Consider the following 24,118-nt stretch of genomic DNA (forward strand, 5'->3'; position numbering starts at 1 on the left):
GCGGTCCGCCTGCCTTTTGAGCGGTGTGATTCAACAGCCTGTCGGTTGCAAACCCCTGTGCTAAGATTCCGCCCCTGTCCATTTTTCAAGTACGGGTTGTTCCATGAAGCTATCCATGCCGCGCTTTGATCAGGCCCCTGTCCTGGTGGTGGGCGATGTCATGCTCGACAGATACTGGCATGGTGGTACCTCGCGTATTTCCCCTGAAGCGCCAGTGCCTGTGGTCAAGGTCGATCAGATCGAGGACCGCCCGGGTGGCGCTGCCAACGTGGCCTTGAACATCGCTGCGCTGGGCGCACCGGCTTCGCTGGTCGGTGTGACGGGGGATGACGAAGCTGCCGAGAGTCTGACCAACAGCCTTAAGGCTGCTGGTGTGCTGGCGCGCTTTCAGCGCATCGCCGATCAGCCGACCATCGTCAAACTGCGTGTCATGAGTCGCCACCAGCAACTGTTGCGCATCGATTTCGAAGAACCGTTCAGGACCGACCCGCTGGCCCTGAGCGCAGAGGTCTACAGCTTGCTGGATGGCATCAAGGTGCTGGTCCTGTCGGATTACGGCAAGGGCGCACTGAAAAACCATCAGGCGCTGATTCAGGCCGCCCGCAAGCGCGGCATTCCGGTGCTGGCCGACCCCAAGGGCAAGGATTTCGCGATCTATCGCGGTGCCAGCCTGATCACACCGAACCTCAGCGAATTCGAAGCCATCGTCGGCCATTGTGTCGATGAGGCACAACTGGTCACCAAGGGTGCGCAGTTGATGCAGGAGCTCGATCTCGGCGCGCTGCTGGTGACCCGTGGCGAGCATGGCATGACCTTGCTGCGTCCTGATCAGCAGGCACTGCACCTGCCGGCCCGTGCCCGCGAAGTGTTCGATGTGACCGGTGCTGGTGATACGGTGATTTCTACCTTGGCAGCGGCTATTGCTGCTGGCGAGGAGCTGCCGCATGCGGTGGCGCTGGCCAATCTGGCCGCGGGCATCGTGGTCGGCAAGCTGGGTACCGCGGCCATCAGCGCCCCCGAGCTGCGCCGGGCCATTCAGCGTGAAGAAGGCTCCGAGCGCGGCGTGCTGGGTCTGGAGCAACTGCTGCTGGCGGTCGATGATGCACGCGCGCACAAGGAAAAGATCGTTTTCACCAACGGCTGCTTCGACATTCTCCACGCCGGTCATGTGACCTACCTGGAGCAGGCGCGCGCCCTGGGTGATCGCCTGATCGTTGCCGTCAACGACGATGCGTCCGTCAGCCGCCTGAAAGGGCCCGGTCGACCGATCAACAGCGTTGAGCGGCGCATGGCGGTGCTGGCAGGTCTGGGGGCCGTGGACTGGGTCATCAGCTTCCCGGAAGGAACCCCGGAAAACCTGCTGACCCACGTCAAGCCCGACGTGCTGGTCAAGGGCGGTGATTACGGTGTCGATCAGGTGGTCGGTGCCGATATCGTCCAGGCGTACGGCGGCGAAGTGCGTGTGCTGGGGCTGGTGGAAAACAGCTCCACCACCGCCATTGTCGAGAAGATTCGAGCCCAGTAACCGCAACGTTGCCGCTTGAATGCCGGCGTGCTCAGGGTTTCAGCGCCTTGTCGCCGCCGGCCGACTTACTTGCTCAGGCTGCCGCGCGCTATCTGCAGCAGCTCTCGGGCCTTGCCGGTCAGGCGTTTCAGCCCTGACTTCTTCGCCGGTGGGGCCATGCCCTGCTGACGCAGCCAGTCTTTCCAGCGAATCCGCTCTTCACGCACCACCCAGCCATCCTGCGCGGCGAAGCTCTCGGCCAGGTACAACCCTCTTGTACCTGCCGGGATCAGCTTGTCGCGCTTGAGCGTGTACAGCTCGGGCAGGGGCGCGCCATTCTCCAGCGGCATCAGGTACAGGTCAGGTTTGCTGCGGTTGAGGCGGGCGACCAGTTGATCGTTTTCCAGAGCTTCGTCGACATGGAAAAGGCTGACCGGGCGCGCCTCCTTGGGGATTTCCAGGCGCATGTCGTAAATCAGTTGCAAGGACGCCGTGGGCAAATGCACATAGGCCCGCGGGCGCTCCAGCAAGGTCAGGCTGCCGGTTCGCACCGGTCTCGCGGCGCCGGAGAGGGGGCTCAGGCGAAAGGGCATGGCCTCGCGATAATGCAGCGCGGCGGCGTAGGGCGCAGGCAGCCAGGTCTCCTTGAACAGCCCGCTGAGCCAGCCCTGCGGTGTTTCGATCAGGCACTCTTCGGCCACTTCCTGAATCGCGGTGTGCAGCGGCAGTGTCAGCTCATGGGCCGGGACATAACCCGAGATCAGCTTGAGCACGACGTCGCCGCGATCCTGACGACGCTGGCGAACCAGCACCCAGTAATCGCGGTTCTGCCAATTGACGGTCAGGCGAACGGAGACCCCCAGATTGGCCAGTTCGGTGGAGAAACGTTCGGTGTCCGGCACGTCGATCTTGCGCCGCCGCTGCAAGGTCTGCGCGAAGTTCATCGGCATGCCGACGCTCTGGTAGCTCAGGCTTTCCGCAGTGGCCTCGACAAACAGCGGCAGGGTCTTGAAGTTGCTGGGATTCTTCCGGATCAGTGTTCGCGGCATAACGGCTCCTTCTTGCGTTGGGGTCGGCCGCCTCAATCAGGCTTGACGGCAAATCACGGCAGCGGCAGTTGCAACGTTGTGTGCCAGGTGCAACGGGTTGATGGTGCCGACAATAGCACTGGCAACCGCCGGATGTTCAAACAGTAGCTGGAAACTGGCGTGGACCGGGTCCATGCCGGGTGTCAGGCAGACATGACCACTGGCCAGTGCTTTCTTGACCAGAATGCCTTTGCCATGAGCCTGCGCGTAATCCAGTACCGGTTTTTCATCCTGTTCGTTGAGGTTGTAAGTGACCATTGCGCAGTCACCCTCACGCAGCGCCAGCAGGCCGCCTTCGACGGTCTTGCCGGAAAAGCCGAAGCCGCGAATCTTGCCTTCGCGCTTGAGGTCGGCGAGCGTCTGGTACACCTCGGCGTCGTTGAGAATCGCCAGATCGTTGCCGTCCGAATGCACCAGAACCAGATCGAGAAAGTCAGTTTCAAGACGTTTCAGGCTGCGCTCGACCGATGTGCGTGTATGGGCGGCGCTGAAGTCATGGCTCGACTCGCCGTTGACGAATTCCTCGCCAACCTTGCTGACGATCACCCAGTCCTGGCGCTGACCGCGCAGCAGCGGCCCCAGGCGCTCTTCGCTGGTGCCGTAGGCGGGGGCCGTGTCGATCAGGTTGATGCCCATGTCGCGGGCCATGCGCAGCAGCATCTGCGCCTGCTGGTCATCGGGAATCTTGAAGCCGCTGGGGTATTTGACGCCCTGGTCGCGCCCCAGTTTGACGGTGCCCAGCCCCAGCGGCGATACGTTCAGGCCGGTACTGCCCAGCGGGCGATGCAGATCGTGCAGGGTTTTCAGGCTCATGGCAGCAGTTCATCCCAGACAGGTATGGCCATCGGAGGCCGTGGCACATCGCTCAGCGCAGCTTGCGGGGTCGGGTGGATGCCGTCTCTGGACAGCTGCGACAGGACCCGGTCGGCGAAGTCCGGTGCCAGTGCCAGCTTGGTCGGCCAGCCGATCATCAGGCGTTGCTGGCTGTCGAGGAAGGCATTGTCCGGGCGCACCAGCCCTGATTGAGCCGGCTCGGCACGATCAACACGCAGGGTCGCCCACTGCGCCTGACTCAGGTCGACCCACGGCAGCAGCGCCTCAAGCTCTTTGCGCGCGACGGCGATCTGCGCGTCCGGTTGGCGCGCCACGCCATCGGCTTCGGCCAGATCACCACCCAGATACCACACCCACTGGCCATCTGCGGCCGGGTGCGTGGTCACGGTGATGCGTGGCTTGGGCCCGCCACCCAGGCAATGAGCGTACAGCGGCTTCAAGGTCGGCCCCTTGACCAGCACCATGTGCAACGGACGGCGCTGCATCTGCGGTTGCGACACGCCCAGTGCGTTCAGCAGGTCGGCATTGCCGCCGCCGGCACTGAGCACGATGCGCTGCGCATGGATATCGCGACCATCGACGCGCAGACCGATCAGCTCATCGCCCTCGAAGAGCGGCTCGATGTGCTGACCGGCCAGCAGGCTGTCACCGGCCAGCTCGGCAAGCCGCCCGATCAGGCTGGGTACATCGACCACCAGCTCCGCAAGCCGATAGACCTTGCCTTTGAATTTGGGGTTTTGCAGGGCTGGCGGCAGTTGCTCGCCCTTGACCTGATCCACACGGCCGCGCACAGCCTTGCTGGCGAAGAAACTGGTGAGATTGCCGGCGATGGTGCCTGGCGACCACAGGTAATGGGCCTCGGACAGCAGGCGTACACCGGACAGGTCCAGCTCGCCCTTGCCATCGAGGGCCTCACGCCAGCGGCGCGGCATGTCGGCAATGGCTTCGGAGGCACCCGACAGCGCGCCGTGCAGCGCGTACTTGGCGCCGCCGTGGATGATCCCCTGAGACTTGAGGCTTTGCCCGCCACCCAGGCTGGCGCTTTCTACCAGCACTGTCGAGAACCCTTGACGACGCAACCGGGCATTGAGCCAGAGACCGGCGACGCCAGCCCCGACAATCAGCACGTCAGTGGAAATAACCGATGGCATGAGCACCTCAGTGAGCGAAAAGTACCAGCATTATAAAGGATCGGGTTTTCAATGCCCGGCGGTTTTCGAGAACAGCTGAATGACTGCCACCCCCGCCACGATCATGCCCATGCCCAGCAGCGCGGGCAGGTCGAGTTTCTGGCCGTAAATGAAGAACGCCGCGATGCTGACCATGACGATGCCCATGCCCGACCAGATGGCGTAAGTGATGCCCACCGGGATCGTGCGCATCACCAGAATCAGCATCCAGAACGCGATCGCATAGCCGGTAATCAATAGCACCAGGGGCAGCGGGGTGCTGAATCCCTTCACCGCTTTCATGGACGTGGTGGCGATGACTTCCGCGCAAACGGCGATAGCCAACAGGTAATAAGCGTTCATGGTGCATTCCTTTTCGTCAGGCTGCGCATTCTAGCGACTTGTGATGGCGGGCTGATAAACTCCGCGCCCATGAATAGAACTCTTTATACCGTACTGTTTCATCTCGGCCTGCCGCTGGTTGCCCTGCGCCTGTGGTTGCGTGCGCGCAAGGCTCCGGGGTATCGCCAGCGCATCGGCGAGCGCTTCGCCCGCGGCTTGCCGGTCATGCAGCGGGGCGGCATCTGGGTGCATGCGGTGTCAGTGGGGGAAAGCATCGCCGCCGCGCCGATGATTCGCTCGCTGCTGGTGCAATATCCGCAATTGCCGATCACTGTGACTTGCATGACGCCCACAGGTTCGGAGCGAATCAAGGCGCTGTTTGCCAGCGAGCCGCGAATTCAGCATTGCTACCTGCCCTACGACCTGCCGTGGGCGGCCGCGGGTTTTCTCGATCAGGTGCAGCCACGGCTGGGGATCATCATGGAAACCGAGCTGTGGCCCAACCACATCCATCAGTGTTCCTTGCGCGGGATTCCCGTGGTGCTCGCCAATGCCCGGCTGTCGGAGCGTTCGGCGCGGGGTTACGCACGCTTTGCCGGGCTGACGCGACCGATGCTCACGGAAATGGCCTGGTTCGCAGTGCAGACTGAAACTGAGGCGCAGCGCTTTCGTGATCTGGGCGCACGTCCCGAGTGCGTGGCGGTGACCGGCTCGATCAAGTTCGACCTGAGCATCGACCCGCAGCTTCTGCAGCGTGCCGCCCAGCAGCGTGAACAATGGCAGACCACGCAGCGTCCGGTCTGGATCGCGGCCAGCACACATGCGGGCGAGGATGAAAGCGTGCTGGCGGCTCATCGCACGTTACTGACCAGTCACCCCGATGCGCTACTGATTCTGGTGCCGCGCCACCCCGAACGTTTCGACAGCGTGCATGCGTTGTGTCAGCAACAGGGGTTTGCGACGGTAAGGCGCTCCTCCGCGCAGGCTGTCACGCCTGACGTCTCGGTGCTGATGGGCGATACCATGGGGGAATTGCTGTTTCTCTATGCGCTGGCTGACATCGCGTTCGTTGGCGGCAGCCTGGTGCCCAACGGCGGGCACAACCTGCTGGAGCCTGCAGCACTGGCCATGCCGGTACTTAGCGGCCCGCACCTGTTCAACTTCCTCGAGATCGCCGCCATGCTGCGCAAGGCCGGTGCGTTGCAAGAGGTCAACGATGCAGCAGCGCTGGCCGCCGCCGTGCAGGGTCTTTTCGACCAGCCGCAGCAGGCGCGCAACATGGCCGATGCCGGGCTTGCGGTGATGAAGGCCAATCAGGGCGCGCTGCAACGCCTGCTCGACGGGATCGGGCGGTTTATGAGCAGGCGCTTAGGCGGGGAGGACGCAGAGCGTCGGCACGATAGTTGAGCTCGTCCAGACGCCTATCGTTCCTCACGCTCCAGCGTGGGAATGCCTTGGGTGACGCTCCGCGTCACAAATCTGCGTCGCGCTGCATGACTTGAAGTCGGGCGCAGAGCATCCAGAGCGGTCAGCAATCTCAGCGCTTTGCAGGTCGCTCGAAGTTCTTCTGCGCAGCAGTCGCCAGGTCCGGCGGCAGGAAGTCCTTGTCCGGGTTGTAGTCGGCCTTCAGGTAGCGCGACAGGTCCTGCAGGTCGCCCGGGTTCAGGGTGCCTGCTGCCTGCTTGAGGCGCAGGTTGTCGAGGATGTAGTCGTAACGCGTGTTGTTGTAGTCCCGCACCGAGGCATACAGCTGGCGTTGCGCATCCAGCACGTCGACGATGTTGCGGGTGCCGACCTGATAACCGATTTCCGTGGCTTCCAGCGCGCTCTGGTTGGAAATTATCGACTGCTTGCGGGCCTGAACCTGCTCCACATCGGTATTCACCGCGCGATGCAGGTTGCGGGTGTTTTCCACCACCTGACGCCGCAGGCTTTCACGGCGCTGCTCGCTCTGGCTCAGGCGCGCATAGGCTTCGCGTACCTGTGAGCTGGTCAGCCCGCCGCTGTAGATCGGGATATTCAACTGCACGCCGATGCTGCGCTGCTCGACGTCGCCGCCGTAATTGCGGCCGGTGTAGTTGGGGTTGCTGAAACCCAGTGCGTCGTTATCGCCACGCTGATAGGTCGCCACGGCATCGAGCGTCGGTGCGTGTCCGGCCTTGCGCTGACGCAGGGTTTCTTCGGCGGCATTGACCGCGTAGTTGCTGGCCAGCAGATTGAGGTTCTGCTGCGCGGCGGTATCGACCCAGGCCTTGGCATCGTTGGGCGTCGGCGCCAGCACCGGCAGGGTATGCACGATGCCTTCGATCGAGTTGTATTCGCGGTTGGTCAGTGTCACCAGCGCCTGAAAGGCATCCTCCACCTGACGCTGGGCGATGAGTCGGCTGGCACGTGACGTGTCATAGCTGGCCTGCGCCTGCAGCACATCGGTCTTGTCCGACAGGCCGACATCGAAGCGCTCGTTGGCCTGATCCAGTTGGCGCTTGAAGGCCGCTTCCTCGGCCTTGGTCGAAGCCAGATTGTCCTGCGCACGCAGTACGCTGAAATAGCTTTGCGCCGATTGCAGGATCAGATTCTGCTCGGTGGCCGACAGCTCCAGTGCCGCCTGTTCGTTGCTCGCTTCGGCAGCCTGCAACTGGAACCAGCGGTCAGCGCGGAAGATCGGCTGGCTCAGCGTGGCCTGGTAGAGATTGCCGCTGCGGGTGGCCACGGCTCTGGGCTGATCGATGCTGGTTCGGGTGCTGCTGTTCTGGGCGCTGCCGGAAATGTTCGGCAGCAAACCGGCGCGGGCCTGCGGCACGGCTTCCTTGCGCGCATCGTAATCGGCGCGTGAGGCTGCGAGGTCGGCGTTGTTGTCCACGGCCTGCTGATAAACGCTCAACAGCCCTGTCTGCGTTGGCATCGGCAATTCGGCTGCCCAGGTCAACCCGCTGGACGCAAACGAAACAGCCACGACCAACGAAAGTTTGCGCAACATGAGGCATTCCCTGTTCATGAAGAAAATAATTACAGTTCGGGTTGAAGAGAAACCGGGCTAGGGAGTGTAGAGCCAGACGCTTTTGGCAACAATCGTCGATTTGCGCCATTTATCGAGCCCCGTGCAAATAGGCTGGCGTTGCGACGGCACCCCGTCATAGACTGGCGGCGTTCTTGTCGGGGTGCCTTGCTATGAGGCTGAGATCGGTTAAACCGGATCCCGTTGAACCTGATCAGGTTAGCGCCTGCGTAGGGAACAAGATTTCTCGTCTCCCGGCGAGTCCTCTTGAGTACCGTCCGGGGTCGATTGTTCAAATAATGAACAGTTTCGCCTCCTTTCGATACTCAGCACCAGCACTGGTGCACCCGTCCGTCATGTCAGGTCACTCCGACAATAAATCCGCAACTGGATGTCTGGAGAGCCGTGATGAGTATAAAAGCAAAAAACGCAGCCCATTTGAGCGAGTCGGCGCAGGTCGATTCCGGATCGGTACAGCCGTTTACCCGTTCGCAGAAAATCTACGTTCAGGGCTCGCGCCCGGACATCCGCGTGCCGATGCGCGAAGTCACCCTGGATGTCACCCCGACTGACTTTGGCGGCGAGATCAACGCCCCGGTCACGGTCTATGACACCTCCGGCCCCTACACCGATCCCAATGTGATCATCGACGTGCGCAAAGGCCTGGCTGACGTGCGTTCGCCATGGATCGACTCGCGCAATGACACCGAGCGTCTGCCGGGCCTGAGCTCCAACTTCGGCCAGCAACGCCTGAGCGATGCCGAGCTCACCGCGCTGCGCTTTGCCCATGTGCGCAACCCGCGCCGGGCCAAGGCCGGCGCCAACGTCAGCCAGATGCACTATGCGCGTCAGGGCATCATCACCGCCGAGATGGAATACGTCGCCATCCGCGAGAACATGAAGCTTCAGGAAGCCCGCGCCGCAGGTCTGCTGACCCAGCAACATGCCGGGCACAGCTTTGGCGCGAGCATCCCGAAGGAAATCACTGCCGAGTTCGTGCGTGAAGAGATTGCCCGGGGCCGCGCGATCATCCCGGCCAACATCAACCACGTCGAGCTTGAGCCGATGATCATCGGCCGCAACTTCCTGGTGAAGATCAACGGCAACATCGGCAACAGCGCATTGGGTTCTTCCATTGAAGAGGAAGTCGCCAAGCTGACCTGGGGTATCCGCTGGGGCTCGGACACGGTCATGGACCTGTCCACCGGCAAGCACATTCACGAAACCCGTGAGTGGATCATCCGCAATTCGCCGGTGCCGATCGGTACGGTGCCGATCTATCAGGCGCTGGAAAAAGTGGGGGGTGCAGCCGAGGACCTGACCTGGGAGCTGTTCCGCGACACGCTGATTGAGCAGGCCGAGCAGGGCGTCGATTACTTCACCATCCACGCCGGGGTGTTGCTGCGTTACGTGCCGCTGACCGCCAAGCGTGTCACCGGTATTGTCAGCCGTGGCGGTTCGATCATGGCCAAATGGTGCCTGGCGCACCACAAGGAAAACTTCCTTTACACGCATTTCGAAGACATCTGCGAAATCATGAAGGCCTACGACGTCAGCTTCTCGCTGGGCGATGGTCTGCGACCGGGTTCGATTGCCGATGCCAACGATGCGGCGCAGTTCGGTGAGCTGGAAACGCTGGGCGAACTGACCAAGATTGCCTGGAAGCATGATGTGCAGACCATGATCGAAGGCCCCGGCCATGTGCCGATGCAGTTGATCAAGGAGAACATGGACAAGCAACTGGAGTGCTGCGACGAAGCGCCGTTCTACACCCTTGGCCCGCTGACCACCGACATCGCGCCGGGTTACGACCACATCACCTCGGGCATCGGGGCGGCCATGATCGGCTGGTTCGGCTGCGCCATGCTGTGTTACGTCACGCCCAAGGAGCACCTGGGGCTGCCGAACAAGGATGATGTCAAAACCGGGATCATCACCTACAAGATCGCGGCCCATGCGGCGGACCTTGCCAAAGGTCATCCGGGTGCGCAGATCCGCGACAACGCGTTGAGCAAGGCGCGTTTCGAGTTCCGCTGGGAAGATCAATTCAACCTCGGCCTGGACCCGGACACTGCGCGTTCGTACCACGACGAAACCCTGCCCAAGGATTCGGCCAAGGTCGCGCATTTCTGCTCCATGTGCGGGCCGAAATTCTGCTCGATGAAGATCACTCAGGAAGTCCGCGAGTACGCCGCCAATCAGCGGATTGAAGCGGTAGACGTCGACGTCGCCAAGGGACTGGCCGAACAGGCCGAGCGCTTCAAGCAGGAAGGCAGCCAGTTGTACAAGAAGGTGTAAAGGGCGATAGCCCGTCGTTATACACAGTTCCGCTTTGATTCTGCCCGAAGGGCATAGGAGCGACCGGGGCGGCGATCCGCATTGTTCGCGAAAGGGCTTGGCTTCTGCCCGAAGGGCGTAGGAGCGAACTTGTTCGCGAAAGCTTTATTCCGGGCGATACATCTTCAGCGGATGTAACGACCCTTTCGCGAACAAGTTCGCTCCCACGGCCTTCGGCCAGAATCAGAAGCGGGCTTGTGCATAGCGATGCATCGGACGCAGAGCACGCTTCTGCCCGAAGGGCGTAGGAGCGACCGGGGCGGCGATCCGCATTGTTCGCGAAAGCTTTATTCCGGGTGATACATCTTCAGCGGATGTAACGACCCTTTCGCGAACAAGTTCGCTCCGGCCTACGGCCAGAAGCCCGCTCTACGTCCGATTCTGAGGGTGCAGTGCGGCTTCATCCGGTTCCTTGACTTCCCACACGAGACACCCCTGTGAATACACCCGGCACCTATTCTCCCGACACCCCCGTCCCCGCCAGCCAGCGCGTGTTCGGCGGGCGGGATCTGTTTTCCCTGTGGTTTTCCCTCGGCATTGGCCTGATGGTGTTGCAGACCGGGGCCTTGCTGGCGCCGGGGCTGGGCATGTCCGGCTCGATGCTGGCGATCTTCCTCGGCACGCTGGTGGGCGTCTTGCTGCTCGCCAGCGTCGGCGTGATCGGCAGCGATACCGGCCTGTCGTCCATGGCCGCGCTCAAGCTCAGCCTGGGCAGCAAGGGCGCGTCGCTGCCCGCTGTATTGAACCTGCTGCAACTGATCGGTTGGGGGGCGTTCGAGATCATCGTCATGCGCGACGCGGCCAGTCTGCTCGGCGCTCGGGCCTTTGCAGAGGGCAGCCTGTGGAGCAGTCCGCTGCTCTGGACACTGGTGTTCGGCGCACTGGCCACGCTGTTGGCCGTCAGCGGACCCTTGACCTTCGTGCGCCGGTTTCTGCGCAAGTGGGGCCTGTGGATACTCTTGACGGCGTGTGCATGGCTGACCTGGAACCTGCTGGCCAAGGCTGATCTGCCCGCGCTGTGGGCAACCTCCGGCGATGGTTCGCTGCCGTTTGCCTCGGGGTTCGACATTGCCATCGCCATGCCGCTGTCGTGGCTGCCGCTGATTGCCGACTACTCACGCTTCGGGCAGCGCGCGAAAAGTGTCTTCGGCGGCACAGCTGCCGGCTTTTTCATTGGCAACTTCTGGCTGATGAGCCTGGGCGTCGCCTACACCCTGGCGTTCGCCCCGAGCGGCGAGGTCAATGCCTTGCTGCTGGCACTGGCCGGCGCAGGTCTGGGTATCCCACTGCTCCTGATTCTGCTGGACGAGACGGAAAATGCATTCGCCGATATTCACTCGGCTGCGGTCTCCAGTGCTCTGCTGTCACGCATCAAGGTCGAGCATCTGGCGTTGGTGATTGGCGTGATCTGTACGCTGATTGCCTGTCTGGCACCGTTGGCGCAGTATCAGAACTTTCTGTTATTGATCGGCTCGGTATTCGCGCCGCTGTTCGGCGTCGTGCTGGTTGACCATTTCATCCTGCGTGGTCGCAGTGGTCAGGTAGCGGAGGGCGGTTTGCGCTGGATGAGCCTGCTGGCGTGGCTCGGCGGGCTCAGCACCTATCATCTGCTGGCCAATCTTTATCCTGAAGTGGGCGCAACACTGCCAGCGCTCATTGTCGCTGGCGTGTTGCAGCTGCTGATCGGCGGTGCGATCAACCGCGGCCGGGGAACAGTTCCGGCTTGAGAATGCCATTGAGCTGAGGGTAAGGAATCTTCAGCTCGATGTGACCCATCGAATACGGCGCGATGGTATCGACCGAGTACTTGAGGATCACTGCACCGTAGGTCAGCGCAATGTGGGGCGTGCGCTTGAACGGCCAGGTCTTCATGAACTCGCTGTCTTCATTCATCTTGGTCGATACCAGCCAGCCCTGGTGGGCCAGTTGGGCTTTCTGCCAGAACTCGCTTTCCTTGCCCGGGATGATCATGTCAGCCAGGGTCAGGACTTTCTGCTGCTGACGCGAATAGTTGATGAACGCCCGACCCGGGTTGCCGTGGGCACCGCCGGTCTCCAGATAGCTGGACAGTTCGACCACTACGATACCGTCATGCTGCTCGCGTACCTTGGCCTGCAGATAGCTGGCGTTGCGACCCTGGGCCTGGCTCAGGAACTGTTCCTGATAGGCTTTGATCGACGCAGGCGGCGATGCGCTGCTGTCGGCAACGGTCAGTTGCAGCAACGTCTTCTGAACGATGGCGTCCAGGCGCGGCTCATCGGGGAAGTGCACGGTATCGATGTTCACCAACGGGCAGTCGGCCGTGGTGCAGCCCGGCTTGATCAGCTCGGAAGCATCGCGCTGGACTTGCAGCGGTGTGCGCATGTTGGGCGTGAAGAGGCTTTGGCAGGCGCCGAGCAACAGGGCCAGGCAAGCCAGTGAAGTGATCCTCAATAACGACATGTTGATCCTTGGCAGTGTCAGTAAAGGCGGTTGCGTTGTACGTATGCAGGCTGGTTGGACTGTAAACAACGTCTTCGGTTCGATCATGGCAGATTAGAATTGTTTTAAGTCCCGGCCGTCTACCCTGCATCTTCAAGGGGGCTGCATCTGACTGCCGATGCGCGTTAGGATGGCCCGATGTCAAACACGGCGGCAAGCGAGAAACCCATGACCCAGACCACACGATCTGCACCAAGCGCTTTTGAAACCATAAAGCGTGAAAACTGCTTCAAGGGCTTCTATAAGCTGGACAAGCTGCATGTACGCCACGAATTGTTCGCGGGCGGGATGAGCAAGGAAATCAGCCGCGAACTGTTCGTTCGCCACGACGCCGTCTGTGTGCTGCCTTATGACGCCAAACGTGACGAAGTCGTGCTCATTGAGCAGTTTCGCGTAGGCGCCATGAAAAAGACCAACAACCCCTGGCTGGTCGAACTGGTCGCAGGTCTGATCGACAAGGACGAGCAGCCGGAAGAAGTTGCTCATCGCGAGGCGGAAGAGGAAGCTGGACTGAAGTTCGAAGCATTGTGGCCGATCACCAAATACTTCCCTTCGCCGGGTGGCAGCGACGAGTATGTTCACCTGTTTCTGGGGCGCTGTACGAGCGAAGGCGCGGGCGGCTTGCACGGGCTGGAATCCGAAGGCGAAGACATCCGGGTCACGGTCTGGTCATTCGATGACGCCATGCAGGCGATGAAAGACGGAATAATCAAGAACGCATCGACGATCATCGCCTTGCAATGGCTGGCGCTGAATCGTGCAGAGATAAGGGGTTTATGGTCGTGAATCCAGTGCGCGAACGCTACCGTGTCGATCTTGCCGGACTGCAGGCCGCGTGCGAGGCCAACTACGCGCGCCTGATGCGCCTGCTGCCCGACATGCGCAACGAACAGCGCTCACGCCGCGTCGCCGTTACCCAGGGTGATCAGATGCTGGGCGTGCTGGCAGTCGAAGTGCTGCTCGACTGCCCGTACACCACCACCTTGCAGGTCTGCCAGGAACACAGCCTGCCCTGGCTACCGGTGCCCAAGCTCGAAGTACAGGTCTACCACGACGCACGCATGGCCGAAGTCATCGGCGCCGAACATGCACGGCGCTTCCGGGGCATCTATCCCTACCCCAACGCCGACATGCACCAACCAGACGAAAAAGCCCAGCTCAACCTGTTTCTGGGCGAATGGCTGAGTCACTGCCTGGCGTGTGGGCATGAGTTTGAGGCGGTGCGCTGATCGCTTCTCGACACACTGATGGTTCTTGCCACCCAAGACCGTGAATCAGCAAATGTGACCAAATGCTCGTCCGCACGCACATTCCCGGTTTACCCGCCCGTTGCCGCATCACATAATCGCGCTGAATCCTCTCTGGGAGACGGTCTTGCCGAGCGCAGCCCTTTCATCGTCAGTTTTGCTGGTGCAGATATCCGATAGCCACTTGTTCGCCGAGGCGGACGAGGCGTTGTTGGGCATGAGTACGCGGGACAGTCTGGAAAAAGTCGTTGATCAGGTGCTGGCCGAGCAGCCGCACGTCGATCTTGTGGTCGCCAGCGGCGATATCTCGCAGGACGGCAGTGTCGAGTCTTACCAAGCGTTTCGTCGGATCAGCGGGCGGATCGATGCGCCAGCGCGCTGGTTCGCCGGTAATCACGACGAACTGCCGCAGATGGAGCAGGTTGCGCAGCCTAATGGGCTGCTGGACCCTGTGGTGGATATCGGCCAGTGGCGGGTGACGCTGCTGGATTCGGCGGTGCCCGGTTCGGTGCCGGGTTTTCTCGCGGCTGCGCAATTGCAGTTGCTGGAGCAGTCGCTGAGCGAAGCGCCTGACCGGCATCATCTGGTCTGCCTGCACCATCACCCGGTGGCGATTGGTTGTGAGTGGATGGCGCCGATCGGCTTGCGCAATGCCGATGCGTTGTTTGCTGTGCTCGATCGTTTTCCGCAGGTTCGCGCCATACTGTGGGGGCATGTGCATCAAGAGTTTGACCAGATGCGTAACGGCGTGCGCCTGCTGGCGTCGCCTTCGACCTGCATTCAGTTCGCCCCGGGCAGTGTGGATTTCAAGGTGGACACCACGGCGCCGGGCTATCGCTGGCTGCGACTGCATGACGATGGACGGCTGGAAACGGCTGTTTCCCGAGTGGTCGGCCTGGAATTCGAGGTCGATTACGGCGGCACCGGCTATTGATCGGGCAGGCGGATACGTTTCCGGTGAGGTGCTGTAGCGCAAGTCCCTGTAAACTACACGGCTTTGCCTGGCACCCGGGAGCAACAGCGTGACGAGCGACACATCTTCACTGCTATACATCCATGGCTTGAACAGCTCGAACCTGTCGAGAAAGGCCTGTCAGTTGAGCGCGCTGATGAAATCCCTGGGTCTGGCTGATCGTCTGCAAGTCCCTGAACTGCATCACCATCCGCGTCAGGCCATGCTCCAGCTTGAAGCAGCTATCACGGCGCTGGGACGGCCATTGCTGGTCGGCAGCTCCCTCGGCGGCTACTATGCGACTCATTTGGCGCAGCGGCACGGCCTCAAGGCGGTGCTGATCAACCCGGCAGTCAATCCGCATCAGCTGTTCGACGGGTTTCTCGGCGTGCAGCAGAATCTGTACACCGGCGAGCAGTGGCAGTTGACCGAAGACCATATCCGGGCGCTGGCCGAGCTGGAAGTACCCGCGCCGCAGGACCCGCAGCAGTTTCAGGTATGGCTGCAGACCGGTGACGAGACGCTCGATTATCGTCGCGCCGAGAAGTTTTACCGGGCCTGTGCCTTGCGTATTCAGGCGGGCGGCGACCACAGCTTTCAGGGTTTTGCCGAGCGCATGCCGGCACTGCTGACGTTTGCCGGATTTGCCCCCGATCTGTTGCAGAAGATCGATCTGTCGGCGCTGTAGGTGATCGATGCCCGGTCACATGAATGCAAGAATATTGAACCCCCGAAATTCCATGAAAGATTGATAACGAGAACCCATGGCCAATCCCAGCGCTAGCTCTTATAACGCAGACGCCATCGAAGTCCTCTCGGGCCTCGATCCGGTTCGCAAACGTCCGGGCATGTACACCGACACCTCGCGGCCCAACCACCTGGCTCAGGAAGTCATCGACAACAGCGTCGACGAAGCCTTGGCCGGGCACGCGCGTTCGGTACAGGTCATCCTTCATGCCGACAATTCGCTCGAAGTCTCCGACGACGGCCGCGGCATGCCGGTGGACATCCACCCGGAAGAAGGCGTGTCCGGCGTCGAGCTGATCCTCACCAAGCTTCACGCAGGCGGCAAGTTTTCCAACAAGAACTATCAGTTCTCCGGCGGCCTGCACGGCGTGGGCATTTCCGTGGTCAACGCGCTGTCCACTCAGGTTCGGGTGCGGGTCAAGCGTGATGGCAACGAATATGAAATGACCTTCGCTGACGGCTACAAGGCTACCGAACTGGCGGTCGTCGGCACTGTTGGCAAGCGCAATACCGGGACCAGCGTCTATTTCGCCCCCGATCCGAAGTATTTCGATACACCGAAGTTTTCCGTCAGCCGTCTCAAACACGTCCTCAAGGCCAAGGCAGTTCTGTGCCCGGGCCTGCTGGTCAGCTTCGAAGACAAATCCAGCGGCGAGAAAGTCGAGTGGCATTACGAAGACGGCCTGCGTTCCTACCTGCAGGACTCTGTCACCGACTTCCTGCGCCTGCCGGACGAGCCGTTCTGCGGCAGCTTCACCGGTAACAAGGAAGCGGTCGACTGGGCGTTGCTCTGGCTGCCCGAAGGGGGCGACAGCGTTCAGGAAAGCTACGTCAACCTGATCCCGACGGCGCAGGGCGGCACCCACGTGAACGGTTTGCGCCAGGGCTTGCTGGATGCCATGCGCGAGTTCTGCGAGTTCCGCAACCTGTTGCCGCGTGGTGTGAAGCTGGCCCCGGAAGACGTCTGGGAGCGTATTGCCTTCGTCCTGTCGATGAAAATGCAGGAGCCGCAGTTCTCCGGGCAGACCAAAGAACGTCTGTCGTCCCGTGAAGCGGCGGCCGTCGTCTCGGGTGTGGTCAAGGATGCGTTCAGCCTGTGGCTCAACACGCACTCCGAGCTGGGCCTGCAGCTGGCCGATCTGGCGATCAACAACGCCGGTCGGCGCCTCAAGGCGAGCAAAAAGGTCGAGCGCAAGCGCATCACCCAAGGGCCGGCGTTGCCGGGCAAACTGGCTGACTGTGCCGGACAGGACCCGGCGCGCTCCGAACTGTTTCTGGTCGAGGGTGATTCTGCCGGCGGTTCCGCCAAGCAGGCTCGCGACAAGGAATTCCAGGCGATCCTGCCGTTGCGCGGCAAAATCCTCAACACCTGGGAAGTGGACGGCGGCGAAGTGCTCGCCAGTCAGGAAGTCCATAACATTGCCGTGGCCATCGGGGTTGACCCGGGCGCAGCCGATATCAGCCAGCTGCGTTACGGCAAGATCTGCATCCTGGCTGACGCCGACTCGGACGGTCTGCACATTGCCACGCTGCTGTGTGCCTTGTTCGTGCAGCACTTCCGCCCGCTGGTCGACGCCGGGCATGTGTACGTCGCCATGCCGCCGCTGTACCGGATCGACCTGGGCAAGGAAATCTACTACGCGCTGGACGAAGCCGAGCGTGACGGGATCCTTGACCGTCTGGTCGCTGAAAAGAAACGTGGCAAGCCGCAGGTCACCCGATTCAAGGGTCTGGGTGAGATGAACCCGCCGCAGTTGCGCGAAACCACCATGGACCCGAACACCCGGCGCCTGGTGCAGCTCACGCTGGATGATTTCGCGGCTACCTCGGAAATGATGGACATGCTGCTGGCGAAGAAACGTGCAGGTGATCGCAAGTCCTGGCTCGAGTCGAAGGGCAACCTTGCCGAGGTCCTGACTTGATACGAGCCTGGCTCGCCGCCCTGATCCTGATTGCCGTGCCGGCTGTCGCTGCGCCACTCGAGGCCCTGAAGCTGCAATCCGAGCACCCGGTGGATGACATGGCCGGTGGCAATCTGTCAGGTCTGGCGATGTGCAACGGCCAACTGTGGACCGTGTCCGACCGTGACGACGATGTGCTGTACAGCCTGGATGTGTCGCAAGACACCTGGAAGGCTCAGTCACATCACATTGACGCACCGGCACCACAAAGCTATCTGCCGCTTAAGCTGCGTTTCATGGCGGGTCTTTCCGCGCTGATACGTGGCGGTAGTCTGGATTTCGAGGGTGTCAGCTGCGACGCCGCCGGCAATCGCTATCTGGTCAGCGAGGCTTACGGCGCAGTGCTCAAGGTTCCGGTCAGCGGTAAACCGTTCTGGCTGGATTTGCCGCAAGCGCTGGTGGATCAGGCGCGCGCTCAGGGCATGTTGCAGCGCTTCAACGCGATTTTCGAAGGGATTGCCGTGAGTCCTGCGGGCGACCGTCTCTGGCTGGCAGCCGAACGCGAGAAGCGCGGCCTGCTGGTGGTGCAACGCGACAAGGAGCAGTGGACCTGCGGGCAAAGCTGCGTGCTGCTGTCCGAGTCCGGTCTGGATGCGTTGCCGCCGGAGCAGGGCAGCAAAAAGGTGTCGACGGATTTTTCCGATGTGTCGTTGTACAACGGCAAGCTGTTCACGCTGGAGCGTGCGGTGTATCGCATCTGTCGGCGTGATCTCGAAACCGGGCAGGTCGAGCGTTGCTGGTCGTTTGCCAAGGAAGCCATGGTGCCGTCGCGTCGTTACGATCAACCCTACGGCCTGACCGAGGCACTGGTGGTGGACGAGAAGGGCGCATGGATCGGCATCGACAATAACTTCGGTGTGCGTGCTGACGGTGAGAAGCGCCCGATCGTCTGGCGTTTCGCTGCACCTGAGGCGGGCTGGGGTGCCGGGCAGTGAGCGAGGTGCAGCCTGGCAAGCGCGCTGGCAAGGTGCTGATGATCGTGGCCTGGGCGGCCGGTCTGTTTCTCGCTACGCGCTTTTTCGGCGACTGGGAAGACCGGCAGCAGAACCCCAACGCCGTGGTCACCTCGCAACACGGTGACGGCTATATAGAGGTGCAACTGGCAGGCAATCGTCAGGGGCACTTCGTCACCACCGGCCAGATCAACGGCCGGACAGTGGAGTTCATGATCGACACCGGGGCGACCGATGTGGCCGTACCCGGTGATATGGCTGACCGTCTGGGGCTCAAGCGTGGCTTCCCCGTCACAGTCAGCACGGCCAACGGCAACAGTCAGGGTTTTCGGACCACGCTTGACCGCTTGCAACTGGGCGATATCGTCCTGACCAATGTGCGTGCCCTGGTGGCGCCCGGTCTGGACGGTGAACAGGTGCTGCTGGGTATGAGCGCAATGAAACAACTCGAATTCACACAGCGTGGCGGCAATTTGCTGCTGCGCCAGTCAACGAAATAATGAGGCCCGCATGAGCGACTCCCTTGACCTCAGCCTGGATGGTGTAGAACGCCGATCATTGGCGGACTTCACCGAACAGGCCTACCTCAACTACTCCATGTACGTGATAATGGACCGTGCCTTGCCGCATATCGGTGACGGCCTGAAGCCTGTTCAGCGACGCATCATCTACGCGATGAGCGAGCTGGGCCTGGGTGCCGACGCCAAGCACAAGAAGTCGGCGCGTACCGTCGGCGACGTGCTCGGCAAGTTCCACCCGCACGGCGACTCGGCCTGTTACGAAGCGATGGTGCTGATGGCTCAGCCGTTCAGCTACCGCTACACGCTGGTGGACGGGCAGGGCAACTGGGGTGCGCCGGATGATCCCAAATCCTTTGCGGCCATGCGCTACACCGAGGCGCGTCTGTCGCGTTACTCGGAAGTCCTGCTCAGCGAGCTGGGTCAGGGCACCGCTGACTGGGTGCCGAACTTTGACGGCACCCTGGACGAACCTGCGGTGTTGCCGGCACGTTTGCCGAACATTCTGCTCAATGGCACCACCGGTATCGCCGTCGGTATGGCGACCGATGTGCCGCCGCATAACCTGCGCGAAGTCGCCAGTGCCTGCGTTCGTCTGCTGGACGACCCCAAGGCCACGGTTGCCGAGCTGTGCGAGCACATTCTGGGGCCGGACTATCCGACCGAAGCGGAAATCATCACGCCGCGTGCCGACCTGCTGAAAATCTACGAGACCGGACGTGGCTCGGTGCGCATGCGTGCGGTTTATCGCATCGAAGATGGCGACATTATCGTCACCTCACTGCCGCATCAGGTATCCGGTGCCAAGGTGCTGGAACAGATCGCCGCGCAGATGCAGGCCAAGAAACTGCCGATGGTTGCCGACCTGCGCGACGAGTCGGACCACGAGAACCCTTGCCGTATCGTGATCATCCCGCGCTCCAACCGGGTTGAGCTGGACGAGCTGATGCAGCATCTGTTCGCGACCACCGAGCTGGAATCCAGTTACCGGGTGAACATCAACATCATCGGTCTGGATGGCAAGCCGCAGCTCAAGAACCTCAAGACACTGCTGGGCGAATGGCTGACGTTCCGTATCGGTACGGTGCGTCGCCGCCTGCAATTCCGCCTGGACAAGGTCGAGCATCGTCTGCACCTGTTGGACGGTTTGCTCACGGCTTACCTGAACCTCGATGAAGTGATCCACATCATCCGTACCGCCGAGCATCCGAAGGCGGAGCTGATTGCGCGTTTCGATCTGTCGGAAATTCAGGCCGATTACATCCTCGACACCCGTCTGCGCCAGTTGGCGCGTCTGGAAGAGATGAAGCTGCGCAGCGAGCAGGATGCCTTGCGCAAAGAGCAGGCCAAGCTTCAGGCGTTGCTGGGCAGCGAGTCCAAGCTGCGCAAGCTGGTGCGTGCCGAGCTGATTGCCGACGCGGAAACCTATGGCGACGACCGTCGTTCGCCCATCGTTGCCCGTGCCGAAGCCAAGGCGCTGTCTGAAAACGAATTGATGCCCACCGAGCCGGTGACTGTCGTCCTGTCGGAAAAAGGCTGGGTACGCTGTGCCAAGGGCCACGACATTGATGCGACCGGGCTTTCCTATAAAGCCGGGGACGGTTTCAAGACCTCGTCCATCGGCCGCTCCAATCAGTTCGCCGTGTTCATCGACTCGACCGGGCGCAGCTATTCGGTTGCGGCCCACACCCTGCCATCCGCGCGGGGCCAGGGCGAGCCGCTGACGGGCAAGCTGCAACCGCCACCGGGTGCGACCTTCGAATGCGTATTGTTGCCTGAAGATGATGCGTTGTACGTGATCGCGTCGGATGCCGGTTATGGTTTTGTCGTCAAAGGCGAAGACCTGCAAGCCAAGAACAAGGCGGGCAAGGCGCTGCTGAGCCTGCCGACCGGGGCGAAAGTCATCCTGCCTCGCCCTGTGCCCGATCGTGAGCAGAACTGGCTGGCGGCGGTGACCACCGAAGGCCGCCTGCTGGTGTTCAAGATCAGCGATTTGCCGCAACTGGGCAAAGGCAAGGGCAACAAGATCATCGGTATTCCGGGTGAGCGGGTAGCCAGCCGTGAAGAGTATGTGACTGATCTTGCGGTGATCGGACAAGGCGCTACGCTGGTACTTCAGGCGGGCAAAAGAACGCTGTCGCTGAAACCTGAAGACCTCGAACATTACAAGGGTGAGCGAGGCAGACGTGGCAATAAACTGCCAAGGGGCTTCCAGAGGGTCGATGCATTATTGGTGGAAAATAGCTGAAAACATTGATCTGGCACCAAGGTTCTTCGTTTTGCCATGAAGTACGATGCATAATCGCTGGAGTCATGGTGCATATTCACGGATGATATGGGGTCTTGGGGTGCATGCGTGGCTCAGTGCCTGCATGGGTCTTGAAAGTACTAATACTGTGGCCTGTCTCTGGACGGCCACCTGGATGGGATGATGAATTTTCTACGCCTTCCCTTGATCCTGCTGATGACTGGCGTTCTGGGTCTGGCTGGTTGCAGTGTGCACCAGCCGACCGCGCTTTATCAGCTCGATAGTGGTGAGCCTGGTCAGCCGAAACAGAGTAGTGGTCTGGCAGTATTGCTGGGTCCTGTTTCGGTGGCCGACTATCTGCAACGCGAAACCCTGCTGCAACGCCAGCCTGACGGTACCTTGACCGCTTCGTCCGATGGGCGCTGGGCGGGCAACCTGTCTTCGGATATCGACCAGTTGCTCTTGCGTCAGCTGGCCTGGAAGCTGGACAGCCAGCGCGTCGTCATGGCGCCTGCAACGGCCAGCTTCACGCCTGATGTTCAGGTCGTGCTGTCCATCACCCGCCTGGACTCCGGTGCCAAACAGCCCGCAGTACTGGATGCGCAATGGCGACTTCTGGACCGCAAGGGTCACGTCCGGGACAGCCGACTGGTTCACCTGGAACAAGTCCATGCCGGCAGCTCTGCCGATCAGGTCAAAGCCCAAGGCATGCTGTTGCAGCGCCTGGCTGATCAGGTCAGCACGGCGATCAAACCGATTTCCTGGCAGGCGCTCGACGAGCCGAAAAAAACGCCTGTCGCCAAGGCCAAAGAGCCTGACAAGCCAAGAATTCCACTGGCGTCCCCTATACGCACCGATCTGGAAGTGTTCCGCTTCTAGGATCGGCCCAACAAAAAGCCCGCATCGCTGCGGGCTTTTTGTTGGGCGCTCATCTCTGGTTCCCACACCTCGGCGTTCCTGATGCGCTGCATAGTCAGGATAGGACGCAGAGCGGCATGCCCACGCTGGAGCATGGGCACGACGGTGGTCTTGCGGACACCTATCGTTCCTCACGCTCCGCGTGGGAATGCAGTTCGTGACGCTCTGCGTCACCTGTTTGCGCCGGACCAGGTCAGTCAGGATAGGACGCCGAGCGCCCAGAGCGGCGTGCCCATGCAGAGCATGGGCACGAGAGAGGAGTGAGCGGAGGAGAAGATCAGGCCTTGTTGGATTCGTGCATGCGCGCCAGCTGGCGTTCGAGCATCGACGGGTAGGGCTCCATCAGGCGTTCTACGCAGCAGGCACCTTCCGGGCTGGCGATCGGGCGGATGCGGGCGCGTTGGCGGATCAACGGGTCGTCGTTGATGCGGCGCTCGACCAGCAGCAGGTTGCGGCTGTGCTGAGACAGCGCCAGTGCATCCTGCGCGGTTTCGGTCAGCAACAGATCGATCTGGCTCAGCCCACTCAAGCCCTCGCCCAGCGTCAGGCCCAGTTGCAGTTGCAAGGTGATGCCGCTGTCGGCCACCTCGATCTGCAAGGCATGGCTGAGTGCGCGCAACAGCTCACCGCAGCAGATCGCGTTGGTCAGGTAGTCATCACCGCTTTCGTGGCTATGGAACAGCATCAGCGTGCTGCCGTCATTCAGCGTGTGCAGCTCGCTTTCATACAGCGAGGCGGCCTGATCGAGGCAGTCGCGGTAGCGTTGCAGCAATTCGGTCAGGCGTGCGCGCGGCAGGCGGCGCAATTGATCCTGCGCACCCAGCTGCACGGCCAGCACTGCGCTGTTATGCGGTTCGATCGGCGCTACCGAGGCAGCCGCCGGGCGAACGGCTGGCGAGTTGTCCGAGTGGTCGCGCAGATCGGCGAATGGATCCTCATCGTCGTCTTCATCTTCTTCGGCAACGATGCGGCGCTGCACCGGTGGTGCCGGCAAGCGCGGTTTTGCTTCGCTGCTGCGTGCCGAAACCTTTGGTGCGGGCTTCTCTTCCGGCTCCAGATAAGGATCTTCGCTGTCGTCTTCCTCGCCGTCATACTCAGGCTCGGGCAGCGGTTCTGGCTCCGGCACCGGCGGCGCGAACGAGGTGCGCAACTGGCGCGCCAGATCGCCGACTTCATCCTGGCGATCGGTGGCCGGTGTGTACGGGTCAATATTCCGTAGCCAGATACGCATCTGCATCAGTGGTGTGGAGATGTGGCGGCCAAGGCGCAGGCTCAGGGCCAGCGCCAGGGCCAGCAGGATACCGGCCAGAATGCCCATGCTCTGCAGACTGATGGTCAGTGGCTGCTGGAACTGCGACATGTCGAGGCTGATGCGCAGATGGCCCGCCATCACGTCCTGGAACGTGATCTTGATTTCATACAGGCCCTGAGCTTCCCCCAGCAGCCCGTTTTTCGGGCGCTGGCCGGCCTCCGCGAGGATGCGGTTATCCACACTGTAGATAGCGGCATGCGCGACCAGCGGATTCTTGACCAGATTGCCCAGCAGCACGTTGAGACTGAGGATGTCGTTGGACACCAACAGCTCGGTAGCCGAGGTGGCGGTCTGGGTGGTCAGGGCCTGCCCCAGCGCATCAGCCTGTTCATGCATGGCCTGCTTGAACTGCAGGCCCATGACACCGGCGTAGATCACCAGCGCCAAAGCGACCAGGATCACGTTATGGCTGGCGATGCGCAAAGCGATCGGTACACGGCGATGACGCAGGGCACGAAAGATGAGCAGGAAGAAATTATCGGTTTTAACGGGCGTGGGCCGGTTCACAGAGC

The 24,118-nt window shown here is 61.5% G+C and carries 20 protein-coding genes and 1 riboswitch; of the genes, 13 read left to right on the forward strand and 7 right to left on the reverse strand.

Annotated features, from left to right (window positions below; genetic code table 11):
- Positions 1-103: 103 nt before the first annotated feature.
- Complete coding sequence (gene hldE, locus P406_RS09605; RefSeq protein WP_032697722.1) at positions 104-1,525, forward strand: bifunctional D-glycero-beta-D-manno-heptose-7-phosphate kinase/D-glycero-beta-D-manno-heptose 1-phosphate adenylyltransferase HldE; 1,422 nt, start codon at positions 104-106, stop codon at positions 1,523-1,525.
- A gap of 65 nt (positions 1,526-1,590) precedes the next feature.
- On the opposite strand, the gene P406_RS09610 is transcribed toward hldE, so the two are convergent.
- The 4 genes from P406_RS09610 to P406_RS09625 are packed head-to-tail and all read right to left on the reverse strand — an operon-like array spanning position 1,591 to position 4,958.
- Entirely contained in the window at positions 1,591-2,553 is a 963-nt protein-coding gene (locus P406_RS09610; RefSeq protein ID WP_004409438.1) for a hypothetical protein, read from the reverse strand.
- A 36-nt stretch (positions 2,554-2,589) separates the two neighbouring features.
- Complete coding sequence (locus P406_RS09615) at positions 2,590-3,405, reverse strand: aldo/keto reductase (RefSeq protein WP_046236061.1); 816 nt, start codon at positions 3,403-3,405, stop codon at positions 2,590-2,592.
- Entirely contained in the window at positions 3,402-4,577 is a 1,176-nt protein-coding gene (locus tag P406_RS09620) for an NAD(P)/FAD-dependent oxidoreductase (RefSeq protein WP_003414437.1), read from the reverse strand. Before P406_RS09620 ends, P406_RS09615 begins: the two co-directional genes overlap by 4 nt.
- A 48-nt stretch (positions 4,578-4,625) precedes the next feature.
- On the reverse strand, positions 4,626-4,958 hold the full coding sequence (locus tag P406_RS09625) for an SMR family transporter (RefSeq protein ID WP_003346798.1): 333 nt from the start codon (positions 4,956-4,958) through the stop codon (positions 4,626-4,628).
- A 69-nt stretch (positions 4,959-5,027) separates the two neighbouring features.
- Between P406_RS09625 and waaA the strand changes: the two genes are divergently transcribed.
- Positions 5,028-6,344 carry a lipid IV(A) 3-deoxy-D-manno-octulosonic acid transferase gene (gene waaA / locus P406_RS09630; RefSeq protein ID WP_046236062.1) on the forward strand — a complete coding sequence of 439 codons (1,317 nt, stop codon included), beginning with the start codon at positions 5,028-5,030 and terminating at the stop codon, positions 6,342-6,344.
- 130 nt (positions 6,345-6,474) lie between these two features.
- On the opposite strand, the gene P406_RS09635 is transcribed toward waaA, so the two are convergent.
- On the reverse strand, positions 6,475-7,914 hold the full coding sequence (locus tag P406_RS09635; protein ID WP_046236063.1) for a TolC family outer membrane protein: 1,440 nt from the start codon (positions 7,912-7,914) through the stop codon (positions 6,475-6,477).
- A gap of 167 nt (positions 7,915-8,081) precedes the next feature.
- A riboswitch (TPP riboswitch) is annotated at positions 8,082-8,186 on the forward strand.
- Between the two features lie 154 nt (positions 8,187-8,340).
- Between P406_RS09635 and thiC the strand changes: the two genes are divergently transcribed.
- Positions 8,341-10,230 carry a phosphomethylpyrimidine synthase ThiC gene (gene thiC / locus P406_RS09640; RefSeq protein ID WP_003414443.1) on the forward strand — a complete coding sequence of 630 codons (1,890 nt, stop codon included), beginning with the start codon at positions 8,341-8,343 and terminating at the stop codon, positions 10,228-10,230.
- A 476-nt stretch (positions 10,231-10,706) separates the two neighbouring features.
- On the forward strand, positions 10,707-11,996 hold the full coding sequence (gene cytX / locus P406_RS09645) for a putative hydroxymethylpyrimidine transporter CytX (protein WP_046236064.1): 1,290 nt from the start codon (positions 10,707-10,709) through the stop codon (positions 11,994-11,996).
- Here cytX and P406_RS09650 read toward each other — a convergent pair.
- Positions 11,965-12,711: an RsiV family protein gene (locus P406_RS09650; RefSeq protein WP_003402864.1), complete on the reverse strand. Its 747-nt coding sequence runs from the start codon at positions 12,709-12,711 to the stop codon at positions 11,965-11,967. The two genes, cytX and P406_RS09650, sit on opposite strands and share 32 nt — an antisense overlap.
- A gap of 207 nt (positions 12,712-12,918) precedes the next feature.
- On the opposite strand from P406_RS09650, the gene P406_RS09655 reads away from it, so the two are divergent.
- From P406_RS09655 to P406_RS09695, 9 genes are all read left to right on the forward strand, one after another.
- Positions 12,919-13,536 carry an NUDIX domain-containing protein gene (locus P406_RS09655; protein ID WP_003342963.1) on the forward strand — a complete coding sequence of 206 codons (618 nt, stop codon included), beginning with the start codon at positions 12,919-12,921 and terminating at the stop codon, positions 13,534-13,536.
- Entirely contained in the window at positions 13,527-13,979 is a 453-nt protein-coding gene (locus P406_RS09660) for a DUF1249 domain-containing protein (RefSeq protein ID WP_003431956.1), read from the forward strand. The genes P406_RS09655 and P406_RS09660 overlap by 10 nt, the downstream gene beginning before the upstream one ends.
- Before the next feature lie 145 nt (positions 13,980-14,124).
- Positions 14,125-14,931, forward strand: a complete 807-nt coding sequence (cpdA, locus tag P406_RS09665; protein ID WP_082100756.1) for a 3',5'-cyclic-AMP phosphodiesterase — start codon at positions 14,125-14,127, stop codon at positions 14,929-14,931.
- 88 nt (positions 14,932-15,019) lie between these two features.
- Complete coding sequence (locus tag P406_RS09670; protein ID WP_046236066.1) at positions 15,020-15,637, forward strand: YqiA/YcfP family alpha/beta fold hydrolase; 618 nt, start codon at positions 15,020-15,022, stop codon at positions 15,635-15,637.
- A 76-nt stretch (positions 15,638-15,713) separates the two neighbouring features.
- Positions 15,714-17,618, forward strand: a complete 1,905-nt coding sequence (gene parE, locus P406_RS09675) for a DNA topoisomerase IV subunit B (RefSeq protein ID WP_046236067.1) — start codon at positions 15,714-15,716, stop codon at positions 17,616-17,618.
- On the forward strand, positions 17,615-18,592 hold the full coding sequence (locus P406_RS09680) for an esterase-like activity of phytase family protein (RefSeq protein WP_046236068.1): 978 nt from the start codon (positions 17,615-17,617) through the stop codon (positions 18,590-18,592). The genes parE and P406_RS09680 overlap by 4 nt, the downstream gene beginning before the upstream one ends.
- 38 nt (positions 18,593-18,630) lie before the next feature.
- Positions 18,631-19,110: a retropepsin-like aspartic protease family protein gene (locus P406_RS09685; protein ID WP_153222477.1), complete on the forward strand. Its 480-nt coding sequence runs from the start codon at positions 18,631-18,633 to the stop codon at positions 19,108-19,110.
- A 10-nt stretch (positions 19,111-19,120) separates the two neighbouring features.
- The gene (gene parC / locus P406_RS09690) at positions 19,121-21,376 is read left to right on the forward strand and encodes a DNA topoisomerase IV subunit A (RefSeq protein WP_046236069.1); all 2,256 of its coding nucleotides are present in this window, start codon (positions 19,121-19,123) and stop codon (positions 21,374-21,376) included.
- Positions 21,377-21,559: 183 nt separating this feature from the next.
- A complete protein-coding gene (locus P406_RS09695; protein WP_003414458.1) occupies positions 21,560-22,255 on the forward strand; it encodes a PqiC family protein in 696 nt (231 codons plus the stop codon).
- Between the two features lie 316 nt (positions 22,256-22,571).
- Here the strand turns inward: P406_RS09695 and P406_RS09700 are convergent, their stop codons facing one another.
- On the reverse strand, positions 22,572-24,113 hold the full coding sequence (locus P406_RS09700; RefSeq protein WP_004409466.1) for a HAMP domain-containing protein: 1,542 nt from the start codon (positions 24,111-24,113) through the stop codon (positions 22,572-22,574).
- Between the last annotated feature and the right edge of the window lie 5 nt (positions 24,114-24,118).

Source organism: Pseudomonas syringae pv. coryli str. NCPPB 4273 (assembly GCF_000972175.1).
GTDB lineage: Bacteria > Pseudomonadota > Gammaproteobacteria > Pseudomonadales > Pseudomonadaceae > Aquipseudomonas > Aquipseudomonas syringae.

Bases quoted from the DNA above. Each gene is read 5' to 3' on its own strand.
- parE (WP_046236067.1), top strand. From the start codon at position 15,714: ATGGCCAATCCCAGCGCTAGCTCTTATAACGCAGACGCCATCGAAGTC.
- P406_RS09695 (WP_003414458.1), top strand. From the start codon at position 21,560: ATGAATTTTCTACGCCTTCCCTTGATCCTGCTGATGACTGGCGTTCTG.
- P406_RS09660 (WP_003431956.1), top strand. From the start codon at position 13,527: ATGGTCGTGAATCCAGTGCGCGAACGCTACCGTGTCGATCTTGCCGGA.
- parC (WP_046236069.1), top strand. From the start codon at position 19,121: ATGAGCGACTCCCTTGACCTCAGCCTGGATGGTGTAGAACGCCGATCA.
- P406_RS09625 (WP_003346798.1), bottom strand. From the start codon at position 4,958: ATGAACGCTTATTACCTGTTGGCTATCGCCGTTTGCGCGGAAGTCATC.
- hldE (WP_032697722.1), top strand. From the start codon at position 104: ATGAAGCTATCCATGCCGCGCTTTGATCAGGCCCCTGTCCTGGTGGTG.
- thiC (WP_003414443.1), top strand. From the start codon at position 8,341: ATGAGTATAAAAGCAAAAAACGCAGCCCATTTGAGCGAGTCGGCGCAG.
- waaA (WP_046236062.1), top strand. From the start codon at position 5,028: ATGAATAGAACTCTTTATACCGTACTGTTTCATCTCGGCCTGCCGCTG.
- P406_RS09610 (WP_004409438.1), bottom strand. From the start codon at position 2,553: ATGCCGCGAACACTGATCCGGAAGAATCCCAGCAACTTCAAGACCCTG.
- P406_RS09685 (WP_153222477.1), top strand. From the start codon at position 18,631: ATGATCGTGGCCTGGGCGGCCGGTCTGTTTCTCGCTACGCGCTTTTTC.
- P406_RS09655 (WP_003342963.1), top strand. From the start codon at position 12,919: ATGACCCAGACCACACGATCTGCACCAAGCGCTTTTGAAACCATAAAG.
- P406_RS09635 (WP_046236063.1), bottom strand. From the start codon at position 7,914: ATGTTGCGCAAACTTTCGTTGGTCGTGGCTGTTTCGTTTGCGTCCAGC.
- P406_RS09620 (WP_003414437.1), bottom strand. From the start codon at position 4,577: ATGCCATCGGTTATTTCCACTGACGTGCTGATTGTCGGGGCTGGCGTC.
- P406_RS09615 (WP_046236061.1), bottom strand. From the start codon at position 3,405: ATGAGCCTGAAAACCCTGCACGATCTGCATCGCCCGCTGGGCAGTACC.
- P406_RS09650 (WP_003402864.1), bottom strand. From the start codon at position 12,711: ATGTCGTTATTGAGGATCACTTCACTGGCTTGCCTGGCCCTGTTGCTC.